We start from the raw sequence: 24,615 nt of genomic DNA, 5'->3' as shown, positions 1-24,615 counted from the left end.
ATACTGGATATATCTACAGAAGAAATCGGACGCCAATCACATCATATAGTACCTGATACCAGGAGTAGCACTACATATTGACATTTGAGAATGCCAAGCTAGACTCATTAGGAAGCCCATGATGAGGTAAACCTGATGAGTAGTAGCCAGCACCCCGGATCTGAAAACAGCCAACGCCCTGACGTCCCCAAGGGCCCACCCAGCCAAACGCCTGGACGTCCCGACCATGTTCCTGGCCCTCCTCCGACACCTCGTTCGCCTGGGCACCGTGAGGTTGGCTGATGTATTGGTGGGATAAATGGCCTGGGCGGTTGGAAGCCGAAGCTCAGGCCTTTGTTGAATATGGGATCCCATATGAGATCGATTTAGAGGCCAAGGAGAAAGGCCTCTTGATCATTCAAGCCGCCTTTCTTTGGGAAGAAGAGGAACTCCCCCTCTCTATCTACTTCCCCGATGATTATCCGTACTTCCCTCCCAAGGTTACTACACAAAAACGTAACCTGAGACACCAAGAGCCTCATGAAGGCGGCCTCTGCCTACTAGCTCACGCACAGGATACTTGGGATACCAGTGATACGATTGCAGATGTAATCTCACGACAGCTACCAGATATATTACGGATCAATGAAGGTGATCCTAAAGCAAAACACAGAGAGGAGAAGATCGGCATCCCTATTGGGGCTTATATGACCTACGAAATCAACAGCCATTTATTACTTCCCAGCCTCCCTGAAAGCATATCACAAGGCAAAGGCACCCTTAATCTCAGACTGTCCAGCGCACATCCATTGAGGGGCATTGCATATAGCGCAAACAATGAAATGACAAGCAGTAAAATCGGAACCAACACAGTTGTCCAACAAAACACTGGGATATACTGCCATACGAATGCTTCTGGCTATTGGGCATATCTAAGCAATCCCCCTTCTTCTTTAGATGCAAAGACAATTATCAAAGAAGCCGAAAAGGACTTGGGCCACTCACTGCCAAGAAACATGCACAAATTCAAGGAGTATAGAAAAGACCAAAAACACCCATTAGAGCATAGGCTGGATATTTACGCATTCGCATATCATGATGAGCTAGAGCATGAAAAGAGCATTCCCACTTGGATTGTCGTAGCCAGGCGGAGCGTGAAAGGCACTGCAAGAACTGATGCACAGCTTATAAGATCACATGCTGAGAGCCGGAAAGAGGTTTTCAAGAGAATACCTGAAGCAAGTCCGCTAGAGGGTGCCACTGTCACTTGTATTGGGCTAGGTAGCATCGGATCACCTATAGCCATTGAGTTGGCAAAAGCAGGTATCGGTAAGCTCCACCTCGTTGACAGTGACATCGTAGAGCCAGGGAATAGTGTCCGATGGGCAAGCGGCTTCGGTGCAGCGGGATTGCACAAGAGCATTCATATAGCTCAGTTAATAAAGGTCAATTACCCCTACACACAAATAGGTGAACACATCCCCATTCGCATTGGAAGCACAGCTTATTTTGACGCCAAAAGTGGACAAAAATCATCTCATAACGAAACCCTTCACAGAGCCATTTCGGATAGTGACTTGATCATTGACTCAAGTGCATCTATGGGAGTACATCGTTACCTATCGAGTTTATCAAGAGGTTATGAAATTCCACATATCATCGTATCTTCCACTCATGGAGCATGGGGAGGAAGAGTTGCCAGGCTGACTCCTGGAGAGACGGGCTGCTGGAGCTGCTTACTACATTATGAGAATGATGGAAGCATCCCGATACCTAGTGACAAGATGGATGATGAGGCCGTGCAACCTCATGGATGCCTCGATCCAACCTTTACAGGCACATCCTTTGACTTGATGTCTATTTCTATGATGGCGACTAGGCTATCTGTTGCTACTTTGTGTCGCGGTAGCGATAGCGGCTATCCCGACTACGCTTGGGATTATAGTTCAATTTGTTTCCGAAATGAAGATGCCAACTTGTGTACACCATCGTGGAAGACTGCACGTATCAAACCACATCCAAGGTGTGCGGCATGCCAGCAAGATAAACAGCCACAACAGTCATAATTCATTATGCTTTTGAAGCAGAAAAAATTTAAGTAAAAAATTCAGTTGTTATCAATTGAAGACAAGACTCTTTGTACAGTACTAGGAGAGCACCCAGCCAGCTCAGCTGTCTTGCGTATGCTAAATCCTTTAGTTCGAATTTCTGCCACTCTCAAGTGTAGAGCGCTATCAGAAGGTCTCCCCTTGTAAACGCCACGAGATTTGGCTTTCTCAATGCCTTCTGCTTGCCTTCGCCTACGATCTTCATAATCTTTCCTAGCCACCGCAGCAAGCATATCCAAAAGCATGTCATTAACAGCATCAAGCATCCGGGCAGTAAAATCTTCACCACCTGTAGCCCGCATCGCTGCATGGCTCGTTGGTAAGTCCAGAGCGACAATTCGGACGCCAGCTTGCTGTATAGCCACTTTAAGCGATTCCCAATCAGCTCGGGCCAAGCGGGTCAGTCGATCCACCTGCTCTATTAGAAGCACATCTCCTGGCCCTGAATCTGCTAGTAGTCTGAGTAATTCAAAACGATCAGCTTGAGCACCACTTGCATTTTCAGTATACCAAGCAGCCACTCTGACACCATGTTCATCGGCAAATCGCTTAAGCACTATTCGCGCTCGATTCGCATCTTGGTCATTTGTAGAAGCTCGAAGATATCCACGGACAAAAATCTGTGGGGACATGATTGCGCACCTCCTTGTACCGTTTTGGTTGTATTTATATCCATTGTACCTCTTTGGATGCAAAAGGCAATATTATCAGTACAAAAGCAATGCCAACCAAGTCGTACTTGTTTAGGTATACCAAAATGGTCACAGGAAATTACAGCCTAAAAATATAAATGGTAACTAAATTAATTTTCCAAATAATATTCGGACGCTAAAAAAAGCGCAATAACTTATCAGCTAGATTGACAAGTGAAAAAAATGAGTCAAAATTATACAACCAATCTTTGGAGATAAGAAAAATGGATTTTCCTAATGTAGAGAAATGGGTCTTGGTGACTTTCAGCGATGGTGACACCACATATCGATTTTTATTTATTCATGTAAAGCTTCCAGGTGGGGGTCTTGATAACAGGGAATTTTGCATAAAACACTTTGATCCAACAGATTTGGTCGCGGAAACAAAGGATGAAGCGATTCAGTTAGCGGGTGAAGGCTTTGAATTAGGCTTCGATCTAGATTATTTATCACCGGCCAATGAGCCTTTTAGCATAATCTTGGCACTTGCTAATAGGAACAATCATCATGGGATTAAATACTTTCAAAACATTCTCAACAAAATAAGGTGGATAAGGCACTTTGGAAATTTTTCTGATAAGGACTTATGTCTCGAATCGACATTCGAAACACTACAAGCTTGGGAAGTAAACTGAATGTTGATCCAATGAACCAGAGCATCGACATGGATGTCATATTGAGGACTCTAGAAGCTGACCGCCGCGCCGATACGCTGGCGAAGGAGGTATCGCGCAGCCGGGTCAGGTACGGAATTGAAACCGAGAATCCTGAGAGACTTGTGGCCATCAATGTAAGAGGTAAAATCAGAAGCCTTACTCGGAAGGACGATTCGCGGTAGTGTTTCAGGCATTGCCGAACAACGTAGGAATTCTCCATGAACTTCAGCGTGCTAACGTATCTCGACGAGACTATCCCATACGAGGTGCGCGGAAGGGTGCTAAAGTTTGCCAAGGAGCGTCCTGAAACGGGGGATGAGCTGCTTTCTATCCTCCGGAAAGAAGCCCGAGCCTTGGAGCTGTATGACGCCATTTACGCCGATGTCGATGCAGAGCATGACCTACCCAACCCGATGCTGTCACGCACAGTCAGGGGCTGTATCGACCACGCGGGCCTAGTGCCAGATGGAGTTGACCGGGATATTCTGCACTGCGAATGCCCCAAGATCCTGGAGGCAATCGAAAGTGCGTATCAAAAGCACGTCCGGGATCAGCTTCAGGTTACGTGAAGTGGCCAACGAAATTCTGATCAGGTGCTAGGCTCAGATCAGACCGACCAAGAGATACTGATCATGAGCAAGAGACGTCGGCAGTACAACAGCAACTTCAAGTCCTATGTGGCCCTCGACGCCATGAACTGGCTTGATCTTTGCCATCATTTTCGAGGTGGAGCACCTGCACGCATCCGGTACCAGGCAACAAAAAACCCCACACCGCTGAGCGAGTATGGGGTTTCATGATCGAGCATCAGCAGCTGCCGACGCGCTGAATCAGTCTTCGGTGCGGACCAGCCAAGATTCGACAGTCTCATCGCCGAATTCGTCTTTCCATGCTTTTAGGGTTTTTTGATTGCCGCCTCGCGTTTCAACGACTTCGCCCGAGTGCGGATTTTCATAGATTTTTAGCTTACGCTTCCGACGCTGACCCGGTGCCTGCTGGCCACTATCAGCCTGCTGTCCGGGCCGGAGCAGAGACAGAACATCGGCAGAGCTTTTGTCAAAATCCTTCATTAACGATTCAAGCTGATTTTTGAACTCAATCTCCGTTTGGAGCCGGGGATCAGATTTCATTTTTTCCAGCTGTTCAGCGATTTGCTGCATTTGTTTTTCTTGCTGGGCGTACTGTTGCAGAAGATTTGACATAGGATAGGTCTCTAGAGGGTTAATTCACATGTGGCATGATAATTAAATGTAAATAAAAACGCAATGGCATTTTTTCCTTGCTGCCTTGGTTCAATGGCAAATGGCGAGTGGTGTACTCGAGTAGCTTGCAGAAGTTACCACTGCTCAATCTAGGCTGCCAAGCCAAGGACTGCGTCTAATAGCCTTCATATGCTTCACATTTTCACAGCAACCAATCAATCTGTCGAGTGTCTCGTGCTGCTTAGATCATCGTTGATGGGCAAGCATTTCTCAACAGATCAAGGATACGGGAAGGGAAGCTAGCTTCTTGCCCACCAAACGTCACAGCTGTTCATCTATAGCCTTACCGGTTCAGAATTTCCGCGCACCCTGTACGACATCAAGGAATAATTAGACACATTCCAGATGTCGGGCGCGGCCAATCCGCCTAGCCAACCGGCCAGGTGCCGTCCTGCGTAGGTAACGACAAGGGTGGTACCGAAGACATGTGGCTGCATGGTTCGTGGGTATGGTTTCGGTCGATGTGGATATTCCCGCCGATCTTCCTTGCCGTGATGCTGATCTATCTCTTTCGCGGCGCGGGCTGACCAAAGCGCGGTGGATGTCAACGTCAGTGAAGAAGACCCGTACCCGTCACTCCCAGGCCTACAAGGACGAGGCCTTGGCACTCGCTGATCGTGTTGGTGCCAGTACCGCCGCTCGTGAGCTAGGGCTTCAACCCAGTCAGCTCTACCAATGGCGAGCCAAGGCCAACAGCAGCAAAGTGCCTCGGCTCGCGGCAGCCAGTATTGCTCGACGCTGTACCAGTCGTTGCTGACGCGGCACGACCTCAAGTGCAGCATGAGCGCCAAGGGCAACTGTTACGACAATGCCTGCGCTGAGAGCTTCTTCCACAGCCTCAAGGTTGAAGCCTTCCACGGTGAGCGATTCGAGACCCGTGAGGCGATGCGACGACAGGTGTTCAAGTCATTGAGTTGCACTACAACCGGCAGCGCCGGCACAGTGCAATCGGGATGATTAGCCCAGAGGCCTTTGAGGCTCGAATGATCGCTTAGATCGGTGTCCAATAATGCTGACTAAGATCACTCTCAAGCGCTATTGATGGCTGTATAGCCACCATATCCCGCTGAAGGCGCTGGACCATCAAGCACCGATTGCAGCGATGAAGGAATGGCAGGCCAAACGGCCTAAGCCATTTACCAACGGGTAGTCAATCATACAGCACACGACAACTAACTGAAGCAGTACCCACCTCCTGAATAGACTGCGCCATGAAGCTAGTTTTAATCTTTTGTTCCCGGCGAGCACCAAAACAATAAAGCGGGGCCTTCGGGGGTCCTCTCTTTTCCTTCCGACCAGATTAGATAATGAAAGTAAACTTAGCGTCTAAAAGGCACTTTCTTCTAGTAAAACAGTCCCTGTTATTTCGCCTTCGGAAACTATTACCAGGCAATTATGTACTTTTCTATAATGCTTGGAAACCTTCGTATCTCTTGGCTTCAGCTTTGCACTACATAGCTTGCACTTTACTAAATGACTTATGCTAGCAGTCTTTTCGTTTCTGACTGACTCTTTATTGTTAACTATTAGTTCTCTGTGCCCATCCAACTCCTCGGTTATCCCAATGCAGTTAAACTTTATAGTAGCTTCGTAGAAATCCCATACCACTCGCTCAGAGGGGTCATAAAGGCATAGCTGTCCGCTAAGTTTTCTAGCATCTCCCCTAGACTCGAATACTATGATTTTATCCTCAGCCTCCATGGATAACTTTGTAGAATGAAAATAATCAGAATACTCACATTGAGTGACAACTCCGAGTGACGATAGCTTAGAGATATTTCTTTTGGATTCTTTATCCCCCAAACCTCTACGCTTGTTTGCATCCGTATTATCCTCAAAACAGGGATGTAAGTACCATGGAGGTGAGAGAGGAGGGTCCAACCAGACTGCCCCCCATTATGTCTAATAAAAAAGACAGATCCACCACATTTTGGGCAGCGCGTCGGACGGCAGCCACTATCTTTAGAAATGGCTGAGTTCGTGCTTGCCTGGTAACTTAAATGCTTATCTCTGAAGCTACCCTTCCCACCTTTTCCTAAATGCCCATCTCCTCCCCAGCCGCAGGTACAATCTAGCGGGTGGTTCCATGCATTACATCCCATACTTCACCACTTCTTTAGGTTGGTTCTTGGATAGCAGGCTAACTGGCCAGTGAAAGCATTTCTATCTAAGTAATCCTTATCAAAAAATTAAGCGGCAATTCTGAATCCAGGTTTTTTACATGCGGCAACGACCATCGGAAAATAGTGATACTTGGCGAGGAAATCCAATAACTGTGTCCACAAACTGGATTCTAACCCCTCCATTTGCCCAACCCCACACACCTTTGCCAAACTGAGGAGCCTGGGTATCGCATGATTGTCCCATGTAAATGACCCCATCCTTGTATCGGAGACGACGAACGGGGAAGCGAAGGCCTATCTCTTCCTCGACCAACTCGGTAGCGAGGATCTCACCAAGATCTCCAGAACTTCCCTTGGTCGTTTGACGCATTGTGGCGCTGAGGATTTTACTGGCGACGTCGTATCCGAGTCGCTCCACGTCCTCAGCGATGCGTTCGAGATGATCGTAGTGCGAGCGGATGGTGTTAACTAGGTCATTGCGGATCTTATCGAGGCCACCATCCTTCTCGACGTAGGTCCAGTAATGCTTGCGCTTATTCTTTTCTTTGGTGAACTGGCACCACCTTTCATACAGCCGCACGGCGCTCCACCGTTTATCTGACTCTAATCCTGACACCGGTTATGGCGCACTGGCGGCACCTTGACAACTTCGCTTACCCAGCTTCATTGATGTCACCCTTTCTGAATGGCAACTTTGGGTCTTTTAGAGCTGATCATTGATGGAAAGTATTGACCGCCATACGAGCAGGCACGCTACCGCCGAGGGAATCCTGACGCGAGCTGCGCCTTCCCATCCTGGAGGCCTGAGACGTCGCCATTTCGAGACATGGCAGCATCAGGCAGATACATACTTTCACATTACAGACTAATCAAACTTTCTTCGATTAGCGAATGGTGGTCTTGAGGCGTGTCAGTGAAATGTTCCCTTTGTGCACGCGTTGGGATTAGGGCATGGATGACAAAGCCAGTCCCACACGGGGAGGGCCGGGGCCGACGAGATGTGTTGGGATGGGCCAGTGCTAGCTCGGCGACAGTGAAAGTGCCGTGTTCAAGGTGAGCTTGAACAGCAAGAAAGCTCGTCGGCGGCCATCAGCCTCACATCACGCCAGCTAGCGGTGAGGGATCGTGCCCAGTTCGTTCACCCAGATCAGAACAATGGCTCACCATAACAGCATCGGGTGGCGGCTTAATCGGCACAATGACTCACCACAACGGCCTCGGCAGCTACCAACTCGGCACGATCACTCACGATAGTGCCCTGGCGGCCCGCAGCTAGGCACAATCTCTCACCACAACGGCTTCGGCAGCTATCAACTCGGCACGTTCACTCACCGTTAGAGCCCTGGCGGCCCGCAGCTAGGCACAATCTCTCACCACAACGGCTTCGGCAGCTATCAACTCGGCACGATCACTCACCGTTAGAGCCCTGGCGGCCATCAGTTAGGCACAATCTCTCACCACAACGGCTTCGGCAGCTATCAACTCGGCACGATCACTCACCGTTAGAGCCCTGGCGGCCATCAGCTAGGCACAATGGCTCACCACAACGGCTTTGGCAGCTACCAACTCGGCACGATCACTCCTCGGGAGTGCCCTGGTGGCCCGCAGCTAGGCACTATCGCTCACCACAACGGCCTCGGCAGCTATCAACTCGGCACGATCACTCACCGTTAGAGCCCTGGCGGCCATCAGCTAGGCACAATGGCTCACCACAACAGTCCCGGCAGCACCGATCTCGGCACAATCACTCGCCGGAGGAGTTCTGGGTGGCCGTCAGCTAGGCACAAAGACTCACCACAACGGCTTTGGCAGCTACCAACTCGGCACGATCACTCCCCGGGAGTGCCCTGGTGGCCCGCAGCTAGGCACTATCGCTCACCACAACGGCCTCGGCAGCTATCAACTCGGCACGATCACTCACCTGGAATGCCCTGCCGGCCCTAAGCTAGGCACAATCGCTCACCACAACGGCTTCGGCAGTTCCTTACTCGGCACGATCACTCACCGGAAGTAGCTTGAGCAGCCATCAGCTCGGCACAATGGCTCACCACAACAGTCCCGGCAGCACCGATCTCGGCACAATTACTCACCGGAGGAGTTCTGGGTGGCCGTCAGCTAGGCACTAAGACTCACCACAACGGCTTCGGCAGCTACCAACTAGGCATGATCACTACTGGGAGTGCCCTGGCGGCTCTCAGCTAGGCACAATCACTCACCGGGAGTGCCCTGGCGGCTCTCAGCTAGGCACAATCACTCACCACAACGGCTTCGGCAGCTACCAACTAGCCATGATCACTCCTGGGAGTGCCCTGGCGGCCCTCAGCTAGGCACAATGGCTCACCACAACGGCCTCGGCAGGTCCGATCTCGGCACAATCGCTCACCAGTTCCCCTGGACGGTGGCCTACTAGGCACGATCATTCACCTCTAGAAATGTCTTTAACCGCTCGCTTGGAGACTCATGAAAGTGAGTTCATAGGTCGGGGATAGCGACCAGCTGCCGGATGTGGTGTAGGCAACGCACCCTCCGCTGAAACCGGTGAGCCATCGTGCCTAGCTGAGTGGGATCAACCTGGATATAGCCGTCGATCCTCCCTACCCTCCGGCCGGTTTTGACGGTTCCGGTGAGTCATGGTGCCTAGCTGATCGCCCTTCAGGCGCCTTCTAGCGTGCCAGTGGGATCGGGGATAGCGACCGGCCGCCGAATGTGGTGTAGGCAAAGCATCCCGGGTGGTGAGGCGAGAGGCGGGCCATCGCGCCGCGCTGAGCGAGATCAACCAGGATAGGGCCGTGGATCCTCCCTACCCCACGGCCCTATTTCAGCTGCCGGCTAGCAGAATGCGCTACGGAATACGATGACGCGCAGATGGGACCTGGCGCGATGTGGTATAGGCAACGCCCCCGATTGCTGGGGCGAGAGGCGGCGGCTCGGTATCAGTAACCTGCCGAAAGTCAGTTTCCTTGGGGAAGCACTGAAGGGACCCCATCCTCTGGACCACCTGACAGGTCATCTAAGCTCTGATCAGTAGTTCATAGGCGTCAGGGAGTGTATAGAGCACGACGGACGGGTGCCTGACGGGAATGATCGGCATACTTTTCGCTCTGAGTGCCCTGAGATACTGGTTGCCATAGAAAGCACTTTCCGTAAGCACGCCCTGGCCCACCTTCAGGCCATTGACAAACAGGTCCAGGAGCACTTTCAGGCGATGAGCAAAAACTGCCGCTAATTTCCTGACTCGCCGATAATGCGCCACCATGAAATTTACTTGGGATAAGTAGGTGATGCATGGGCATCCAATCGATATCGGCGACCACGCTTGGTAAATAAGCTATAGTAGCTGAGCTGCGCTAGAATGGATGCATTAGCTAGAAGGGTGCCACCAACAGATGTCTTCATTTTATGGCTTGCCCAAGTAAAAGACAGGTCGTGCTTATAGCATCTTGATTACAGAATGCGGATGAGACTGTGTGAAAAATTTGAAGTATATCACATATCTTAAGAATTTTTTGGATTTGGCGATCTCTCGAAAATTTTGAGGAGGCTGTATATGAAACCCCACCAAATTACGCGTACAACTTCCTGCTCTAGGAATAATCTAAATTTCAATATAGCCTCGACCAGAGCGATCAATTAGACAAGGTTGTCATAATACCTTCGCAAAGATCCACTTGCAGTGCCTGCGATAAACAGTCCCCTTTACACAAAAACCAACACTCTACTCATACATTATAAAATACTGCGAACTGGGGACAACAAAACGTTTTTTATTTATCTCCAGCACACTATTGGCCCCAAGACCATGAAGCAAAAGAGACGCCTTATAAATACGATTATCCTCCTGCCCAACCTCTGACTCGACGAACTTCCTGTAGTCGTCTTTGAACTGAACAGTAGCACTTTCATTTCTAACGCCAATCAAACTTAATGCGTTAGCAATTAAATTACCTCCAAATTGAGCAGCATTAATAACAGGTATTAGATAGATTACCAACACAAAGACAACACTTATTTTACTCTTCGACTTTTTCTTTTCTTCTGATTCTTCACAAAACTCATCTATCGAATCCCATATCAGATAGAAAACCGTCATGAGCACAACTGATGAAACCACCTCTTTGATCGACAACAAATCCTTGAGCATTACAATTAAGGCCAACAAAGCAAAAATAGTAACAGCATTGTAGCGCAAGGCTTTCTTAAGCTTACCCTTTGTCAATGGTAGAAACTTAGACTCTTCGCCTTCCCTAGGTATGTTACGAACCTTATTATAGAACCAGTTTTTATTAAAATAAGGAACGCCTAGTTTTCGCAACTGCCGCAATGCAATAATAGACACACAAAAGAGAAGGAGCACCACGACTGAATACACCAAACCGAATACAAGGGCCACTGCGATTAACAAAATGCCATCGCCTACCGTCAAGCCAGAGGGATAGTATCCAACGCCACCGCTATATATAAGAATTATAAGTAAACCTATCCCCATGCCAAGTTGTAACGACACTTTAAGCATTTTTGAAATCATGTTTAGCTGCGTTTCAATTTCAGCCAACTTCATATAATATCCCCCTATCGAGTAAATATTATTCGACAGCAACATCTGTTCTCTATTATAAGAGCATGACAACAGAGCAGAAATGGCGCAACAGTTGCACGACTGGTACGAGAGATTGGATCTATCAATAGTGACATTTCTTCGTCATGCCAGCATCGACAGAAGCGCTCCTTGAAGGCTGGTACAATGAGGCAGAGATCAACTGCCGCCAGCTAACGAAAGCCGATGACATCGCGAGGTCCCGCTGATCATGTGCGGACGTTTTGTGCATTTCTCCGAGATTTCCAGCGTAGCTGGCCGTCTCGGGCTGTCCGAGCCGCACAGTAGCTGGAAGCCCTGCTACAACGTGGCCCCTGGCACCTGGATTCATGTCGTCAGGCGACATGATGACGACTCTTCCCTAGTACTAGATAAAGTGTGGTGGGGATACAAGCCTCAGTGGGCTAAGGAGGACGCCCCTGAGCCGATCAATGCCACTGTCGAGAAGGTGGCCATCTCCAACTTCTTCAAGGGAGCGTTTGCCCACCATCGATGCCTTGTACCGGCAGATGGATGGTTCGAATGGGTGGTAGTTGATGGCCAGAAGCAACCGCACTACTTTTGCCGCGAGGATCGTGAGCTGATCTGGCTGGCAGCAATCTGGGCCGAGCGCGTCGATGGTGTCCCCGGCTGCGCGATCTTGACCGAACCCGCTCGCGGCGTTGCCAAGCAGATCCATGCCCGCATGCCGCTCGTGCTAGATGACGAGAGCCTGGAGCCTTGGCTCGATCCAGACATGACAGACCGTGAGATAATGCGCCAGGTCATTCATCACCTGAGCGCCGAGTACATCACCCACTGGCCCGTGTCGTCGCGCGTCAACAAACCCATCGAGAACGATCCCAAGCTGATCGAGCCTGTTACCTCCGGCTCGCATTGATGTTTGTCCCTCCCCCCAAGATCATAGGTCGTTTTACGCAGGGGGCAGAAGGATCATGCTGAATCGCCTGTTCGTGGCCTGGCTGGCCCGCCTCCCACTAGCCGCTCAGGCCGATGTCCTGAGCGGCAGCTGGAACATCCGCCATCTCGGCTGATTACCGCTTGCCAAAATGATACCTCCTGCCTCTGGACCACCAAGAGGCACATGACCGCATCTCCGACCATGCACCAGTCTATGTCGGCCTGAGCGGCGCCAAGCTGCAAACCGTGCATGCCGTCAGCGGGACGCTTCTGCCTAGCACCTCGGCTCCCGATTGCATCGACCTCAATACGAGTAGCGGCTCGCGCCTGGAAGACTTGCCACACATCGGCCCGGCCCGTGGCAAGGACATCGTAGAAGGTCGACCCTAGACGTCTGCGGATCGCCTTACCCGTATTAGCGGCCTTGGTACCGTCAGGGTGCGAGAGATCCAGACCAGGGCTCTGCTGGGGGAGAGAGCATGAAATAGCCGTCGCCAAAAACAGACTTGTCGATAATAGTGACTGTCTATAGCCTGATAGACGCAAACCAGCAGAGGACATGCAGATGACTAGCAAGACAACTCAAAAGACACGCCAGCAACTCAATGATCGCTCAAATGCACTTAACCCCAATAGGGGTACCAACGGCACCAACCATGAGAACGGGAAAGTGCACGGCAATCGTGGGAAGCAGTTTAACCCGAACAATCGCTAAACCAATGGAGAGGCCCTAGCATACTCTAGGGCCTTCATCAATATGCGCAAAGAGCTAGGCTACCCTTCACTTGGAGATGTTGTTAAATACGTATTCCGAGCTTCAGGAACAATGCCTCGGAAAGGCGCTCATGGCAATAACAACATATTCTCTGAGGAAGAAAAAAAAAGCATACAGAAGAAATTACAACGCCTTGCCGCAGAGGAAGGTGAGCTAGAAAATAATTTATATGAATCATTCGCTGCTGCTAGCCAATTGCTTTCAGAAGTGCTCACCTGTCCAATAACAGCAAGCCAGATTGAGGATATCATCAACGACTTATATGAATGCTATTATGACTTGATCAAAGAAAAAGGCACGCTGATGTCTAAGCCGGACACGGTTCGGTATTTTGTGACAGCATATGGAGTGGATGTCGGTGTCCGCTCTCTTACTTTAAGCTGGCTCAAATGGAGGCCTCACTACCCTTGTACGATTACGCCAGACAAAGAGTTTTGGTATCTTCCAGCAGAGAAGCACGGTGGAGTGACATGGCCACTTTCACACGCTCTAAAATGGGCATATGACGTGGTTGGTGTTTCACAAACCCGATTTCACCAACCGCACGGCATCGGCACGGATTATCACCTAGACAACAATCTTAAGTGCGCAAAGTCTTGGACAAGTGGGCAGGCCATTCCCAGCATGTTTGTTCTCAAGAAAAATCTTGATGACTCCTTTCAGGCCTTATCAGATAACGGAATTTTTGTTGAAAACTCGAAACGCAATAATATTATTACGGTCGTGTCTTTGTCACGCATTTCAACAATGATCGCAAAAGATATTGAGCACTACTATGGGACTGACTTCCTATTTGACGTTATTGCGCAGATCAAGAAGTATGTCTCTTGGATACAAGAAGAGATAATTGAATATGACCATGAGCTTCAAAAGCATGCGACTTTTATGAACAAGCCTAGCAAGCAATACCATCAATTGAGGTGGAAAATACTTGCCGGCTTTTGGGGTCATTTTGAAGCCAAAAAAACTTCAGCTCAAAAATTAATTAACGAACACATGGGAGATGACCATAAAGTTAACCCAGGTATAATTAACTGGCTAGAAAAGCGTTATGGCCCCTACAGTGCTTTGGTGCCAATAGATAGTCAAAACCGGAGCAATGCAGATAAGCCGGAGCGATTTGAGGATATTGTCGAAGATGCCTTAAAGATGCTCAACGATTCGGCATCCATTAATGATTCATTAACCATTATTTGTGACGAAATACGTCTGCATCAAATCGACAAACATGCCCCATGGCTTATTCCCTGGCTACAAGGAGCATCCTGCTACTGGTCAGGGCATTATGGTGACGCTTTTCATTACTACCAGGAAGCGTACACGCTAGCCAAATATAGTGCTGGCAATTACCAGTACCGCTTGCTTAATCAATATCTCGAGGTCGCAGCAAAAACTGGACGATGGCGAGATTTCAAAAAAGCAGCTAATTGGGCATCTTACTTAAACTTTCCAATTCGCTGGTTGCGCGAAGATGAGCCAAACGACGAAAACCTAAGGTCCGTGTATAATTTATTGGGCAACCCTAAGCTTAAGTATGCAAGATTATAGTTGTTGTCACAAAAGTTAAGGTAATTACCGGACACTTGTCTCCTCGGATGCATACCCCAAGTTCAGTTGACAGCTCCAAGCCTGGACCAAAAAGTCCTATTCCAGCGCTGCTTATATGCGACTGACAGCAGCTGTTAATGCACCTTGGGCAGCTCATCCCAGTGCGTTGTCCAGCGTGGTGTGCGGTTGGCACAGCGAAGATGCCAGGCAGCACTGGCCGAGGGACGTCCGAACGTCACAGTGCCACGTCCTATCCTGCCGTTGAGTTTGTCGAGGGTCGCCATCAGGCGGTCGTTGCGTTCACGGTCAGCTCGGCTCTCTGGTGTATCCAGCAGCGAGAGCTGTTGCCGATTGGCATCCACCAGATCGACCAGCATCACACCCGCTTTCATGAACAGGTAACGCGGACGATAGATGGCATCGAATGCTTGGCTGGCGGCATGCAGGATGTCACGGCTATCGTCGGTGGGCTGAGGCAGTTCCACGATGGTGCTGGGGGAGTACTGCGGCAGATCGGGACGGTGACAATTGGTTTTGAGAAATACATAGACGGCACGCGCCACGCTGTTCTGGGTCCGCAGCTTCTCGGCGCTGCGCTGAGCGAACTGCCGGATGGCCTGGTGGATCTCCTGCCGGTTTCCGGTCAGGCGGCCGAAGGAGCGCGAGGTCATGATTCGCTGACGGGCCTCCCCCGAATCGTTCATCTCGATGCATGGGATCCCCTTCAACTCCAAGCAGGTGCGCTCCAAGGTCACCGAGAAGCGTTGTCGAATCTGCTTCGGCTCCGCCTGCGCCAAGTCCCACGCCGACTGAATGCCAAGTAGGCCTAGCCTTTCGACCAGCCGACGTCCCACACCCCATACATCGCCCAGCGACACCTGCTGCAACAGCGCCTCACACTGAGCGCTGCCGGGCCTAAGTACGCAAACGCCGCCATAGATCGGTATCTTTTTGGCCGCCCGGTTGGCCAACTTGGCCAGGGTGCGGGTTGGGGCAATCCCAACGCTGACGGGGATATGTGTGTATCGCCGTACTTTGGTGAACAGTTCCTGGGCATGGGCAAGCATTTGTTCGGGAGCGAAACCATCGAAGCGCACAAACATCTCGTCGATCGAATACGGCTCGACCCCTGCCGAGTACTCCTCCAGCACCTGCTGTACCCGAGAGGACATGTCGCCGTATAGCTCATAGTTGGACGACAGCAGCTGGATTCGGTGCTGACGCAGCAGCGGCCTCAGCTCAAAGGCCGGTGTGCCCATCTCCACCCCCAGTGCCTTGAGTTCATTGGAGCGTGCGATCACGCAGCCGTCGTTGTTAGAGAGCACACCCACGGGAACGCCCTCGAGACGTGGCTGGAAGGCCCTTTCACAGCTGACATAAAAGTTATTGCAGTCAATTAGTCCGATCATGGCGCTGCATCCAGACTACACGAGGTACTCATGGACCACGGCACGAACGACGCCCCAGGCTTGGCATTCCAGATCAGCAGCAGGGATCGGCCGATAGCTGGGGTTACCCGAGGTCAGGTAGGGCCGATTACCAATCAGCTCATAGCGCTTCACCACCAGCTCCCCTTCCACAGACGCCACCAGGATGTGTCCTGGCCTTGGCTCGATTGCGCTGTCGATTACCAGGAGGTCGCCGGCATGGATGCCTAGTGCCTCCATGCTGTCGCCGGTCACGGTCATGAAGAAGGTCGAAGCAGCTCGCTTCACCAACCGTTCGTTGAGATCCAGAGTGCGCCCCTCGTAGTCTTGGGCCGGGCTGGGAAAGCCCGAGAGGCCGCCCCGCGTGAGGACCAACGGGAACGGGAGCGGCAAGGCCGGCGGCTCCGGATGGGCAGGGATGAGCGTGTCGTGGGACATGGTGGCCTCCTATTGATACCTGATATTTATACAGTATCAGGCAGGAGGCGCCGTCTGCCAAGGTCTCCGGACACTCGTGAGGCTAAACTTGGCCTATTCCTCGTCCGCAGCAGGCATTTATTCAGTATCCCTACTTTAGCAGTGACAGAATTTCTGGATTCGGCCAGAAGCAGCCTTTGAGATTTTTTTGATATATAACGCCCACAGCATGGGAAAATTTGTCCCTGTGCCTGTGCCTGTGCCTGTGCCTGTGCCTGTGCCTGTGCCTGTGCCTGTGCCTGTGCCTGTGCCTGTGCCTGTGATTGTTAGGGCATTTATCCCTACGGGGCATCAATGCACTCCTCAATCGAGTTTTTCATATAGAAAACAAGCGCTTCAAAATCCTCCTGCCTCCCCCATCGATCCTCAATCTTTCCCAGGTAGCCTTCCCGCGCATACTTCAATAGCATTGCGTGGTGAGGAGGTGCTTGCTTCTCCGCCCACTCCGCAGCCGTATCTTTTGGGGCAATATCGCCAGTAGTTGCGGTCAGCCACATACGCGACAAGGTCAAAACGACATTACGCTCATCTCCAGCTGCCTCTGCCAAAAGACTGGGCAAAGAATCCCGGATTGCCCTCCGGATATCAGTCATTGGTACCGGCTCAAAAACCTTAGCAGCATAGCTTCCATACAGCGGCAGGCTGTTATCCATCACTTTCTTCAGAACAATTGCAAGATCAGGATCTTGGACTGGTTCCGGAACGCTTCCGGCGTCAAATTCCTCTCGCAACCACTCACCGTATACAAACTCAGCCCGAGGCGGGAATTGCCACGGCACGACATCAGAAACCGTTATCACCGTCAGCTCTACCGGCCTGATGGCTTGCGGATTCCCGATCGCGCCGGATACGCTCATTAACTGAGACACTAGGGTCTTTCTTTGCTCAAAGGTAGGCGGGGTAGAGACTGCAACCAAGATATCTACGTCGCTATCGCGCTTTAAACCACCAACAACGGCAGAGCCGAAGAGATAAATGCCGATAATCGAATCACCAAGCACACCTTCAACGACTGACTGTGCATTTTTCGCTTCATCTGGTATCTCTGTATCTGCCATATCCGCCGGGAGGTCCTGTCTCTCTAACGCCAAAATCAGCGCGAGTTTACGAGTCCTCTGGATTTTCTTGTTCAATGATTTTCATGCGATGTGCAACTTCATTTTCTAGCTCTATCATGTGGATTTGCATTTCTTTGTACTCGATAGACGATCTTTCTAAATTATTTCTTACTTGAGCATGCTCCGCTGATAACGCAGAATATTGGTTCATGAAACGCTCAAAATCTGGATTTTCTATATCGTCTCTGGATAAATGTTCTTGACGATGCCGTATATTATTACGTGCCGCATCTAGCTCCTGCATCCGTTGTTGTAGCATTTGTAGCTCTTTCTCATGCGACATTAACTTGTGCTTGCTGTGCTCCAACTCTTGAAACAAGTGATTCATCTCGATTTTTCGCCTATTCAGGTACTCCATCTCTTTCCTGCGCTTATTGGCCAGCTTGTCTCTTCGTCTAACCTCTCTAATCTCTTCAACTATTTCATCACTTACTTGCTCATCTAGATTTTCTCTAGCCAACTCTAAAAAACGATCAGCTTGATACATATGAAAAGTGCTGTTCGCTCTATCTTTGAACTCTTTAATTAACTCTGGGCGTGGCCCTACAGTTCTTCCCTTGAACTTCTCCCACCAATCTTCTTTTTTATCATCTGTGACTAGTACAACGCCTTTCCCGGAATCGATGGCTTTGTCGATGACTTGGGCCCAAACAATAAGATCTCCGTACTTTCGGCATTTTTCTACAAAAATCTCGCTATCACCAGACTTAGAGCCATCTTTGAATCCCGGTGGTATCTTTTGCCTATACCTTTCTTCACCCTCGGATATCAATTCAACTAACTTGTCTTTTTCGTAAGGCGAGCCGACCCTATTCTCGAAAATAGCTGAAATAGCCCCTTTAATTTCATCATTTGAAATTCTATTCGTATGAACTGCCTTATTCTTATTCAGCTCCTCACAAAGCTCATCAAACACACGACTAACTTTAGCCATGGTGCTGTTGCTAACAAAGGGGTGCTGACGAGCATTCTCAAGATCACTTTTTAGAGTCTCAATCGATTTTTGGGTTTCATCATATGACCTCTCTTGTTGATCTATAACAGAAAGGCGGTTATTCAAGTACTCTTCGGCTGCCCTATGCGGAATCCACGCTCGATCCTTAATCTTCTCTAGAATACGAAGAAATTCGCTTCGAGTTGTATCTGAGTACCTATATAAATTCAAAAGTATATTGGCATCGAAGACGAACAACGACGTGCCCCAGATCTCTCTCAGTCTTATTTCACTTTCTTTAAAGTGACCAGGGAATAAATCCTTCATACTTACTCCAAAATTGGAAAGTTGTATTATGTAGCATACTCGATATTCCACTTGAACGTGCATGCATGTTCAATAATATTATGCTGCGCGTTCGACCACACCTCATCCTATTGAAACCCCTTGGTATTAATTATAATTGGCTATATAACACCGGTCATCGTGCATGCTACATATCCCCAATGAACGTGATCGATGCCTTTCTGGCATGTCGGTTTTGGGCCCCTGGATTCATCAGAATAGACTAACATTTCTCATTCGGCCAGAAGCAGCCTTTCAGCACCTTTTGATATTACGTTCAGCTTGAGCCGCGGCTTGCCTTAGCGCGCAGCGGAAGAACAAGTCGTTGGACTCGAAGCGGTTGTTATGTAGTTTTGCTCCATTTCGCCAGAGTTTCATCATACGGGCCCTCGTACTTCCAACGGCTCAAGAAATACTTTCGCTCATCTCTTGGAAAACCGGTTGCGCAATATATGAACGCCATTTGCTGCCAAGGATCCATCTGACCATATGATTCTTTATGCTCACGGAGCCAATCGAATGCCTCATTCTCCCTAGCTGCCAGCAGAATCTCCCGTCTGGCATAAGAATCGCTATTTTGAAACCTGGCTGCGAGCACAGAAAAATGATTCATGTGTTTGTTTCTTGTAAACAGACTCAAAATAGAAAGACGAAAGAATTCATTATTTGCAATCTCTTCTACATCCAAGAGTTGAATGAGCTTTTCGCCAATCTCCACCCATTGCTCGGGCTTGATCGACTGGATTGAGGATATATAAGTGCAGATGTTTGCAAGGCAAGGGCCTAATCTCTCGATGTTTTCGACCGAAACATCCAGCGCCCCCGGATGTCCAACTTGCGCAAGCCTGCGATAAAACCAACGAAGTCGAATATAGTCAACCTCATCTTTGGAAAGATACTCATCAATGATTCCGCGAATCACTTTCCCCGAGAATCTCTTCCAATCTTCCGGCTTTACGTCGTTGTAGGAAATGCTGACATAAGGGTTCCCGCCAGTGTATTTACGAATGATCTTCAGTAGCCGATCTTCATTCTTATTGATCGGACGGTCTTCAATCATTTCCGCGCACAGCATTTGAAAATCAGCGGGAGAGAACACTTTGGTCTTGTGCCGCTGTAACATCAGCCGTTGTTGCTTGTCTAGAATGTTTGCCATCAATGACAAGGCTGATTGCGCTGCCTTGCTTGAGCCGCAAAAAACTACGATGTCATCAGCGTACCGTAAGAATTGAAGTCCGTTAGACTTCATGCTGTTATCTATTGGTATTAAGGTTGCCTCGGCAATCAAGTGAATTGCGTGCGGCCCAATTGGGACTCCTCTAGACACCCCGGCAGTGGTCGACTCAAGCAATGATACTATCCATTTGACAGCTTGATTGGGGAAGCCGGAAGCAATCAACTGGTTTTCCACTGCATGGTGATAAATCTGGTTATAAAAATCGGCAATGTCGCAGTACAAGATCGCCGACGCGCTCTTGCTCTTGTGGCATGCGCTTGTCCAGAAGTCATTCCATGCGGTCTTTGAGCTATACAATCCTTCATCAAGGTTGGGGGCAAATCGATAGCTGAAGACTTGCGCAGGCTCTAATCGCCGATCCTCTATTCCCGTTCCATATTGATGGATGATTGCCGTCAGAAGTATCGAATCTTGGGGGTGGAGCTGTGTGGCCTGTCGATAAGAAATGTCATCTTTCGGAACAATGAAACGACGACAGGACTTGGCAAGGAATGCGGTGAGCGGTTTTCCTTCGACTTTTGCGCGAAACTCATCTGCGGAAGCGCGAATCGCTTCATGCTCTAGGACCTTCGGGAAGATGTCGCCATCAGAGTGAAGAGTCAGGAACTCGATCGCCCATTCAATTGAGTCACTCCGTAATGTCATTCTATTTTCCTTGATTAAAATAACACCCGGCTCATGCGCCGATTTGGAGCTGCGAAGCGGCGGAAAATCAGTCGCCGTGCAGCCGATTGTTATTAGAAAGGTATCTCTACGAGTTCAAGGTTGAAGTCAAATTCATGATCGTAGTTCCCATCAGAAGTTTCGAGTCGGAGTATTCCCCTCCCACCAACATTATACTCCTCTTTAATTTCATCACCCTCCCATGCTTTCGCGATAGTCCGGCTCGCCTTAAGTTTAACTTGAGCCCATCCATTGCGGCCGATCTTCGGCACTGGCGGCGAGATAAAGTAGCGATACTTAAAAGGCTCTATATCTGCTTCAGAGTGAGGACACTCTTTGGAATCGTGGATTACTTTCCAATCGTTACCAGTATAGAGATAAATAGCAGAAATCTCCGGCGAGACCCGGTTCGTTTTGTTGTGCAGGTCAAACGTGAACGTTATTATTGCTTCAGCGGTGTGTTTTGATGTACTTAGATCCCCAGAAGGAGCCTTCGTTGTGACTGATATTTTATTTTCTTCTCGCCCTTGGGCTTCAGCTTTTGCCCATGCGATATTTTTTGAAAGCTCTTCTTTCAAGTAAGCAATAGAACCGCCATAAACAATATGTCTTTTGTGCTTTAAATCAAAAGGTATATCCGAAGCATCATTTGTTAAAAGAATGCATATTTTATCTTTTGCGTGGGCATAGCCAAGCTCATAAAATACGTTCGCGTTTCTATTTGTAAGATCAGCAATGATGAAATCGGCAACGTCTATTTGACGATATATTCTATCCAGCATCCCTTCACCAAAAAGCTGCTCATCAAGCCTTTCTGCAAGGACCTCATTTTCTTTAGCGGCGGACTTAATCCCCAACTGGTATATGTCATCAAAGTCTGAGCTAAAAGGCATCAGAACGAAGGTAAAATAATCTATCTCTTTACTCAAAAACCTCTCCATTGTAGATATAACAGTAGTATTAGGTAGCGTGCTCGATATTCCACTTGAACATGCATGCGTATTCAAATGTTATGCTGAGCGCTCGACCAACTGTCAGGATATTGAAATCCCTGGCCTTTAATTATAATTCGGCCACATAGCACACCGATCATAGCGCATACTACATATCCCCAATGACGTGCACACAGCCTTTCTGGCATGTCCGCTTTGGGTCGTTTCGAGCCAATCACTGATTGAAAGTATTGACCGCCATACGAGCAGGCACGCTACCGCCGAGGGAATCCTGACGCGAACTGACGTCTCCCTTGAGTAGCGGCCTGGTGCGTCGCAATTCTAAGACACGCCAGCATCCGGCAGATACATACGTTCACACAGATTAATCAAACATTCATCTACTTGCGAATATTGGCCTTGAGATGCGTCAACGAAATGCTCCATAGCTCAGTGCGTTGAGAGGGCCGCCAGCATAGGAGAACCGGTCTCACGCGACCATGGAGCGAACTGTACTGGCCTAGGCTTTGTCCGAAAAGTCTGCCCGTAGGCAACGGTCTATGCACGCCAGGCATACCATGGCCCTGAAGCTGCTGGCCAACTTGTCGTATCGCGTGCAGACCCGCCGCAGCTCCTTGATCCAGCCGAAACAGCGCTCGATGATGTTTCGGTCTCGATAGCGGGGCTTATCAAAGCCCCTCGGGGCGCCAGGGCGCGGTTTTAGCTTCATCTTGCGCCGGGCAATGATCGGCTTCATACGGTGCCGGTCGCAGTAGCGGCGCAGCGGGTCACTATCATAGCCCTTGTCTGCCACGATGAAGCGGCAGCGCTTGCGGGGCCGACCCTTGGCCCCAGGCAGATGAACGTGCTCCATGGCGGGGTTGAAGTGCCGAGTATCCGAGTCCTGCCCGGGTGACAAGGTGAACGTCAGCGGCCAACCATTCCGGTCACAGACCATGTGGATCTTGGTGGTCAGGCCGCGCCGGCTGCGGCCCAGGGCATGGTCTATGGGTTCTTGGTGCCCCCCTTTTTGCCGCCTCCAGAGGCGGCCCGGGTGGCGCGGATCGACGTCGAATCGATCATCCAGGTATCCAGATCCATCAGGCCATCCTCTCGCAAGCGGAGCTGGAGACGTGCCAGGACAGCTTCGAAGGTGCCGTCATCGCGCCACTGGCGGAAGCGGTCGTAGAAGGTCTTCCCAGGACCATAGCGCTCGGGTAGATCGCGCCATTTGGCACCCGAGCACAGGATCCAGAAGATGCCGTTCAACACCTGTCGGTCATCGCGGCGTGGGCGCCCTGTCTGCTGCGGTGGCGAGACGATGTCCTCGATGAGGCCCCAACCGCTCTCGGAGATCTCGTAGCGTCCTGCCATGGGTCACCTATGCTGCTGCGGCATAGGTGACATTAGCAAATTCGAGTTTTCGGACAAAGCCTAGGCGAGGGCAGCTTGGCAGCATGGGATTTCCCGAATTAACCGCACTTCCTGTGTCGTAAGTCTCGCGAGATGTTCCTGCCGGCGGCCACCTGGGACAAGCGTGACGGCGGCAACTCCGGCTGCGCGTTCCTCACTCCGCTCAACGATCCCTCCTTGAAAGCTCCCGAGCTGATTGGTCCATCAATGAAGACTCAGGTTGACCGCTGCCATCGTGATGACGAGGATTTGACGTTTCACGCAGGGAGTGAGGTGGCATGGTAATTCGTCTTTTTGTGGCATGGTTGGTGATGATGCCGTCGCTGACCTTCGCTGACATCATCGTTGGCAGCTGGAATATTAAGAATCTCGGATGGGATAACGATAAGCGCTACGACAAGGTCGCCCACGTTGCCAGCCACTTCGATTTACTTGCGATCCAGGAGCTAATGAACGAAGAGGCACTGGAGCGTCTGGAACAGGAGGTCGAGGCGATGACGGGAGAGTCTTGGTCTTCCATGGCCAGTCATGCGCTTGGGCGCTCCACATACAGGGAGCAGTATGCGTTCCTCTGGCGGGACAGCGCGGTCGAGTATCACAGTGGCGCGGTGGTCTTCTTCGACCACCGCGACATGTTTGCCAGGGAGCCCTACTCCGCTAAGTTCCGCAGCCGTCAGACTGGTCAGGAATTTGCAGCGGCCACCGTGCATATCACCTATGGCCGGCGCCTCGTGGATCGTTTGCCAGAGATAGAGGCCCTCGCCGATTACTGGCAGTGGCTCGAAGAGGTCTACCCCGATACGCCTCGCCTGTTGCTCGGTGACTTCAATCTGCGGCCCGAGCACCTTGGCTGGGAACCTTTGCGCGCACTCGGCGTGATACCCGTCATCACTGACGGAGCCACCACGCTGGGACTGACCGATGGTCGCTATGCAAACCTATACGATAACATCTGGAAAATTGGCAGTAGGCTCGATGTGACTGAGCGCGGCATCGTCCGATTCCCTGAGCTGTTCGGCATCGACCACGAACGGGCACGTGACGCCGTTTCCGATCATGCGCCGGTCTATCTAACGCTGGGTAGCGCCAGGCTTGAGTTGAGAGCATTCAACGGCAACGTCCATATCCCTGGTGAATTCGAGGAATCCTGTATTGACATCAATGCGGCCGATCCCGAACAGTTGAACCAGCTGCCCCATGTAGGGCCGGCACGCGCAACCAACATCGATGAGGGGCGCCCATGGCAGTCCCTGGAGGATCTCACACGGATTCAAGGCCTAAGCGCGGCCAGAATCGACGAAATACAAAAAAGCGGCCTGCTCTGCGAGTGATCGATCAACGGTCCGAAAGCAGGTCGCTCCAGCGAGTCTTATATTCAAGTGCCTTGTACTATGGAAGCATCGCTTATGGCTTCAAGATGCCATGAGCGCCT

The 24,615-nt window shown here is 50.2% G+C and carries 19 protein-coding genes and 2 pseudogenes; 10 read left to right on the top strand and 11 right to left on the bottom strand.

Translation table 11 applies throughout. The annotated features are described in order from the left end of the window. The first annotated feature begins 281 nt into the window (after positions 1-281). Positions 282-2,045 (top strand): ThiF family adenylyltransferase, encoded by a 1,764-nt coding sequence (locus LY622_RS05985; protein WP_234290050.1) that lies wholly within the window; start codon positions 282-284, stop codon positions 2,043-2,045. Between the two features lie 41 nt (positions 2,046-2,086). Here LY622_RS05985 and LY622_RS05980 read toward each other — a convergent pair whose 3' ends face one another. Continuing rightward, positions 2,087-2,719: a recombinase family protein gene (locus tag LY622_RS05980; RefSeq protein WP_234290049.1), complete on the bottom strand. Its 633-nt coding sequence runs from the start codon at positions 2,717-2,719 to the stop codon at positions 2,087-2,089. A gap of 284 nt (positions 2,720-3,003) precedes the next feature. On the opposite strand from LY622_RS05980, the gene LY622_RS05975 reads away from it, so the two are divergent. The 3 genes from LY622_RS05975 to LY622_RS05965 all read left to right on the top strand — a co-directional run bounded on the left by LY622_RS05975 (position 3,004) and on the right by LY622_RS05965 (position 4,235). Continuing rightward, the gene (locus tag LY622_RS05975) at positions 3,004-3,414 is read left to right on the top strand and encodes a hypothetical protein (RefSeq protein ID WP_234290048.1); all 411 of its coding nucleotides are present in this window, start codon (positions 3,004-3,006) and stop codon (positions 3,412-3,414) included. Positions 3,415-3,653: 239 nt separating this feature from the next. Next, positions 3,654-4,004, top strand: a complete 351-nt coding sequence (locus LY622_RS05970; RefSeq protein WP_234290047.1) for a hypothetical protein — start codon at positions 3,654-3,656, stop codon at positions 4,002-4,004. A gap of 63 nt (positions 4,005-4,067) precedes the next feature. Beyond that, the gene (locus LY622_RS05965; RefSeq protein WP_234290046.1) at positions 4,068-4,235 is read left to right on the top strand and encodes a hypothetical protein; all 168 of its coding nucleotides are present in this window, start codon (positions 4,068-4,070) and stop codon (positions 4,233-4,235) included. 30 nt (positions 4,236-4,265) lie between these two features. On the opposite strand, the gene LY622_RS05960 is transcribed toward LY622_RS05965, so the two are convergent. Further along, on the bottom strand, positions 4,266-4,637 hold the full coding sequence (locus tag LY622_RS05960) for a histone-like nucleoid-structuring protein, MvaT/MvaU family (protein ID WP_234290045.1): 372 nt from the start codon (positions 4,635-4,637) through the stop codon (positions 4,266-4,268). A gap of 508 nt (positions 4,638-5,145) precedes the next feature. Here LY622_RS05960 and LY622_RS22645 point away from each other — a divergent pair. The 3 genes and pseudogenes from LY622_RS22645 to LY622_RS05950 form a co-directional block, all read left to right on the top strand. Beyond that, complete coding sequence (locus LY622_RS22645; RefSeq protein ID WP_369413777.1) at positions 5,146-5,454, top strand: transposase; 309 nt, start codon at positions 5,146-5,148, stop codon at positions 5,452-5,454. Next, positions 5,412-5,692: pseudogene (locus LY622_RS05955) on the top strand (IS3 family transposase); the annotation flags it as partial. The gene LY622_RS22645 and the pseudogene LY622_RS05955, both read left to right, overlap by 43 nt. A gap of 29 nt (positions 5,693-5,721) precedes the next feature. Continuing rightward, a pseudogene (locus tag LY622_RS05950) lies at positions 5,722-5,873 on the top strand (IS481 family transposase); the annotation flags it as partial. A gap of 1,041 nt (positions 5,874-6,914) precedes the next feature. On the opposite strand, the gene LY622_RS05945 reads toward LY622_RS05950, so the two are convergent. Together LY622_RS05945 and LY622_RS05940 are read right to left on the bottom strand one after the other, a co-directional pair. Then, on the bottom strand, positions 6,915-7,400 hold the full coding sequence (locus tag LY622_RS05945) for a Hachiman antiphage defense system protein HamA (protein WP_234290044.1): 486 nt from the start codon (positions 7,398-7,400) through the stop codon (positions 6,915-6,917). Positions 7,401-10,535: 3,135 nt separating this feature from the next. After that, positions 10,536-11,378, bottom strand: coding sequence for a hypothetical protein (locus tag LY622_RS05940; RefSeq protein WP_234290043.1), 843 nt, complete (start codon positions 11,376-11,378; stop codon positions 10,536-10,538). 247 nt (positions 11,379-11,625) lie between these two features. On the opposite strand from LY622_RS05940, the gene LY622_RS05935 reads away from it, so the two are divergent. Then, positions 11,626-12,294, top strand: a complete 669-nt coding sequence (locus LY622_RS05935; RefSeq protein WP_234290042.1) for an SOS response-associated peptidase — start codon at positions 11,626-11,628, stop codon at positions 12,292-12,294. Positions 12,295-13,071: 777 nt separating this feature from the next. Next, positions 13,072-14,637: a hypothetical protein gene (locus tag LY622_RS05930; protein ID WP_234290041.1), complete on the top strand. Its 1,566-nt coding sequence runs from the start codon at positions 13,072-13,074 to the stop codon at positions 14,635-14,637. Positions 14,638-14,771: 134 nt separating this feature from the next. On the opposite strand, the gene LY622_RS05925 is transcribed toward LY622_RS05930, so the two are convergent. From LY622_RS05925 to LY622_RS05895, 7 genes are all read right to left on the bottom strand, one after another. Beyond that, entirely contained in the window at positions 14,772-16,046 is a 1,275-nt protein-coding gene (locus LY622_RS05925; protein ID WP_234290040.1) for a Y-family DNA polymerase, read from the bottom strand. 15 nt (positions 16,047-16,061) lie between these two features. Then, positions 16,062-16,502 (bottom strand): LexA family protein, encoded by a 441-nt coding sequence (locus LY622_RS05920; RefSeq protein ID WP_234290039.1) that lies wholly within the window; start codon positions 16,500-16,502, stop codon positions 16,062-16,064. 320 nt (positions 16,503-16,822) lie between these two features. Then, positions 16,823-17,599 (bottom strand): aminoglycoside adenylyltransferase family protein, encoded by a 777-nt coding sequence (locus LY622_RS05915; RefSeq protein ID WP_234290123.1) that lies wholly within the window; start codon positions 17,597-17,599, stop codon positions 16,823-16,825. A 46-nt stretch (positions 17,600-17,645) separates the two neighbouring features. Then, complete coding sequence (locus LY622_RS05910) at positions 17,646-18,920, bottom strand: PIN-like domain-containing protein (protein WP_234290038.1); 1,275 nt, start codon at positions 18,918-18,920, stop codon at positions 17,646-17,648. Positions 18,921-19,281: 361 nt separating this feature from the next. After that, positions 19,282-20,820 carry an RNA-directed DNA polymerase gene (locus tag LY622_RS05905; RefSeq protein WP_234290037.1) on the bottom strand — a complete coding sequence of 513 codons (1,539 nt, stop codon included), beginning with the start codon at positions 20,818-20,820 and terminating at the stop codon, positions 19,282-19,284. 92 nt (positions 20,821-20,912) lie between these two features. Beyond that, positions 20,913-21,767 carry a TIR domain-containing protein gene (locus LY622_RS05900; RefSeq protein WP_234290036.1) on the bottom strand — a complete coding sequence of 285 codons (855 nt, stop codon included), beginning with the start codon at positions 21,765-21,767 and terminating at the stop codon, positions 20,913-20,915. A 523-nt stretch (positions 21,768-22,290) separates the two neighbouring features. Then, positions 22,291-23,144, bottom strand: a protein-coding gene (locus LY622_RS05895; RefSeq protein WP_234290035.1) for an IS5 family transposase whose coding sequence is annotated in 2 segments (ribosomal slippage) — positions 22,291-22,788 and positions 22,791-23,144 — 852 coding nt in all. Because the reading frame shifts where the segments join, the coding sequence is not laid out codon by codon here. A 317-nt stretch (positions 23,145-23,461) separates the two neighbouring features. On the opposite strand from LY622_RS05895, the gene LY622_RS05890 reads away from it, so the two are divergent. Further along, positions 23,462-24,514 (top strand): helix-hairpin-helix domain-containing protein, encoded by a 1,053-nt coding sequence (locus LY622_RS05890; protein WP_234290034.1) that lies wholly within the window; start codon positions 23,462-23,464, stop codon positions 24,512-24,514. Positions 24,515-24,615: the final 101 nt, after the last annotated feature.

It is taken from the genome of Halomonas alkalisoli, assembly GCF_021412585.1.
In the GTDB taxonomy this organism is placed as follows: Bacteria; Pseudomonadota; Gammaproteobacteria; order Pseudomonadales; family Halomonadaceae; genus Halomonas; species Halomonas alkalisoli.
The sequence above is the reverse complement of the archived record's forward strand: the minus strand, read 5'-3'. Positions and strand labels throughout refer to the sequence as shown.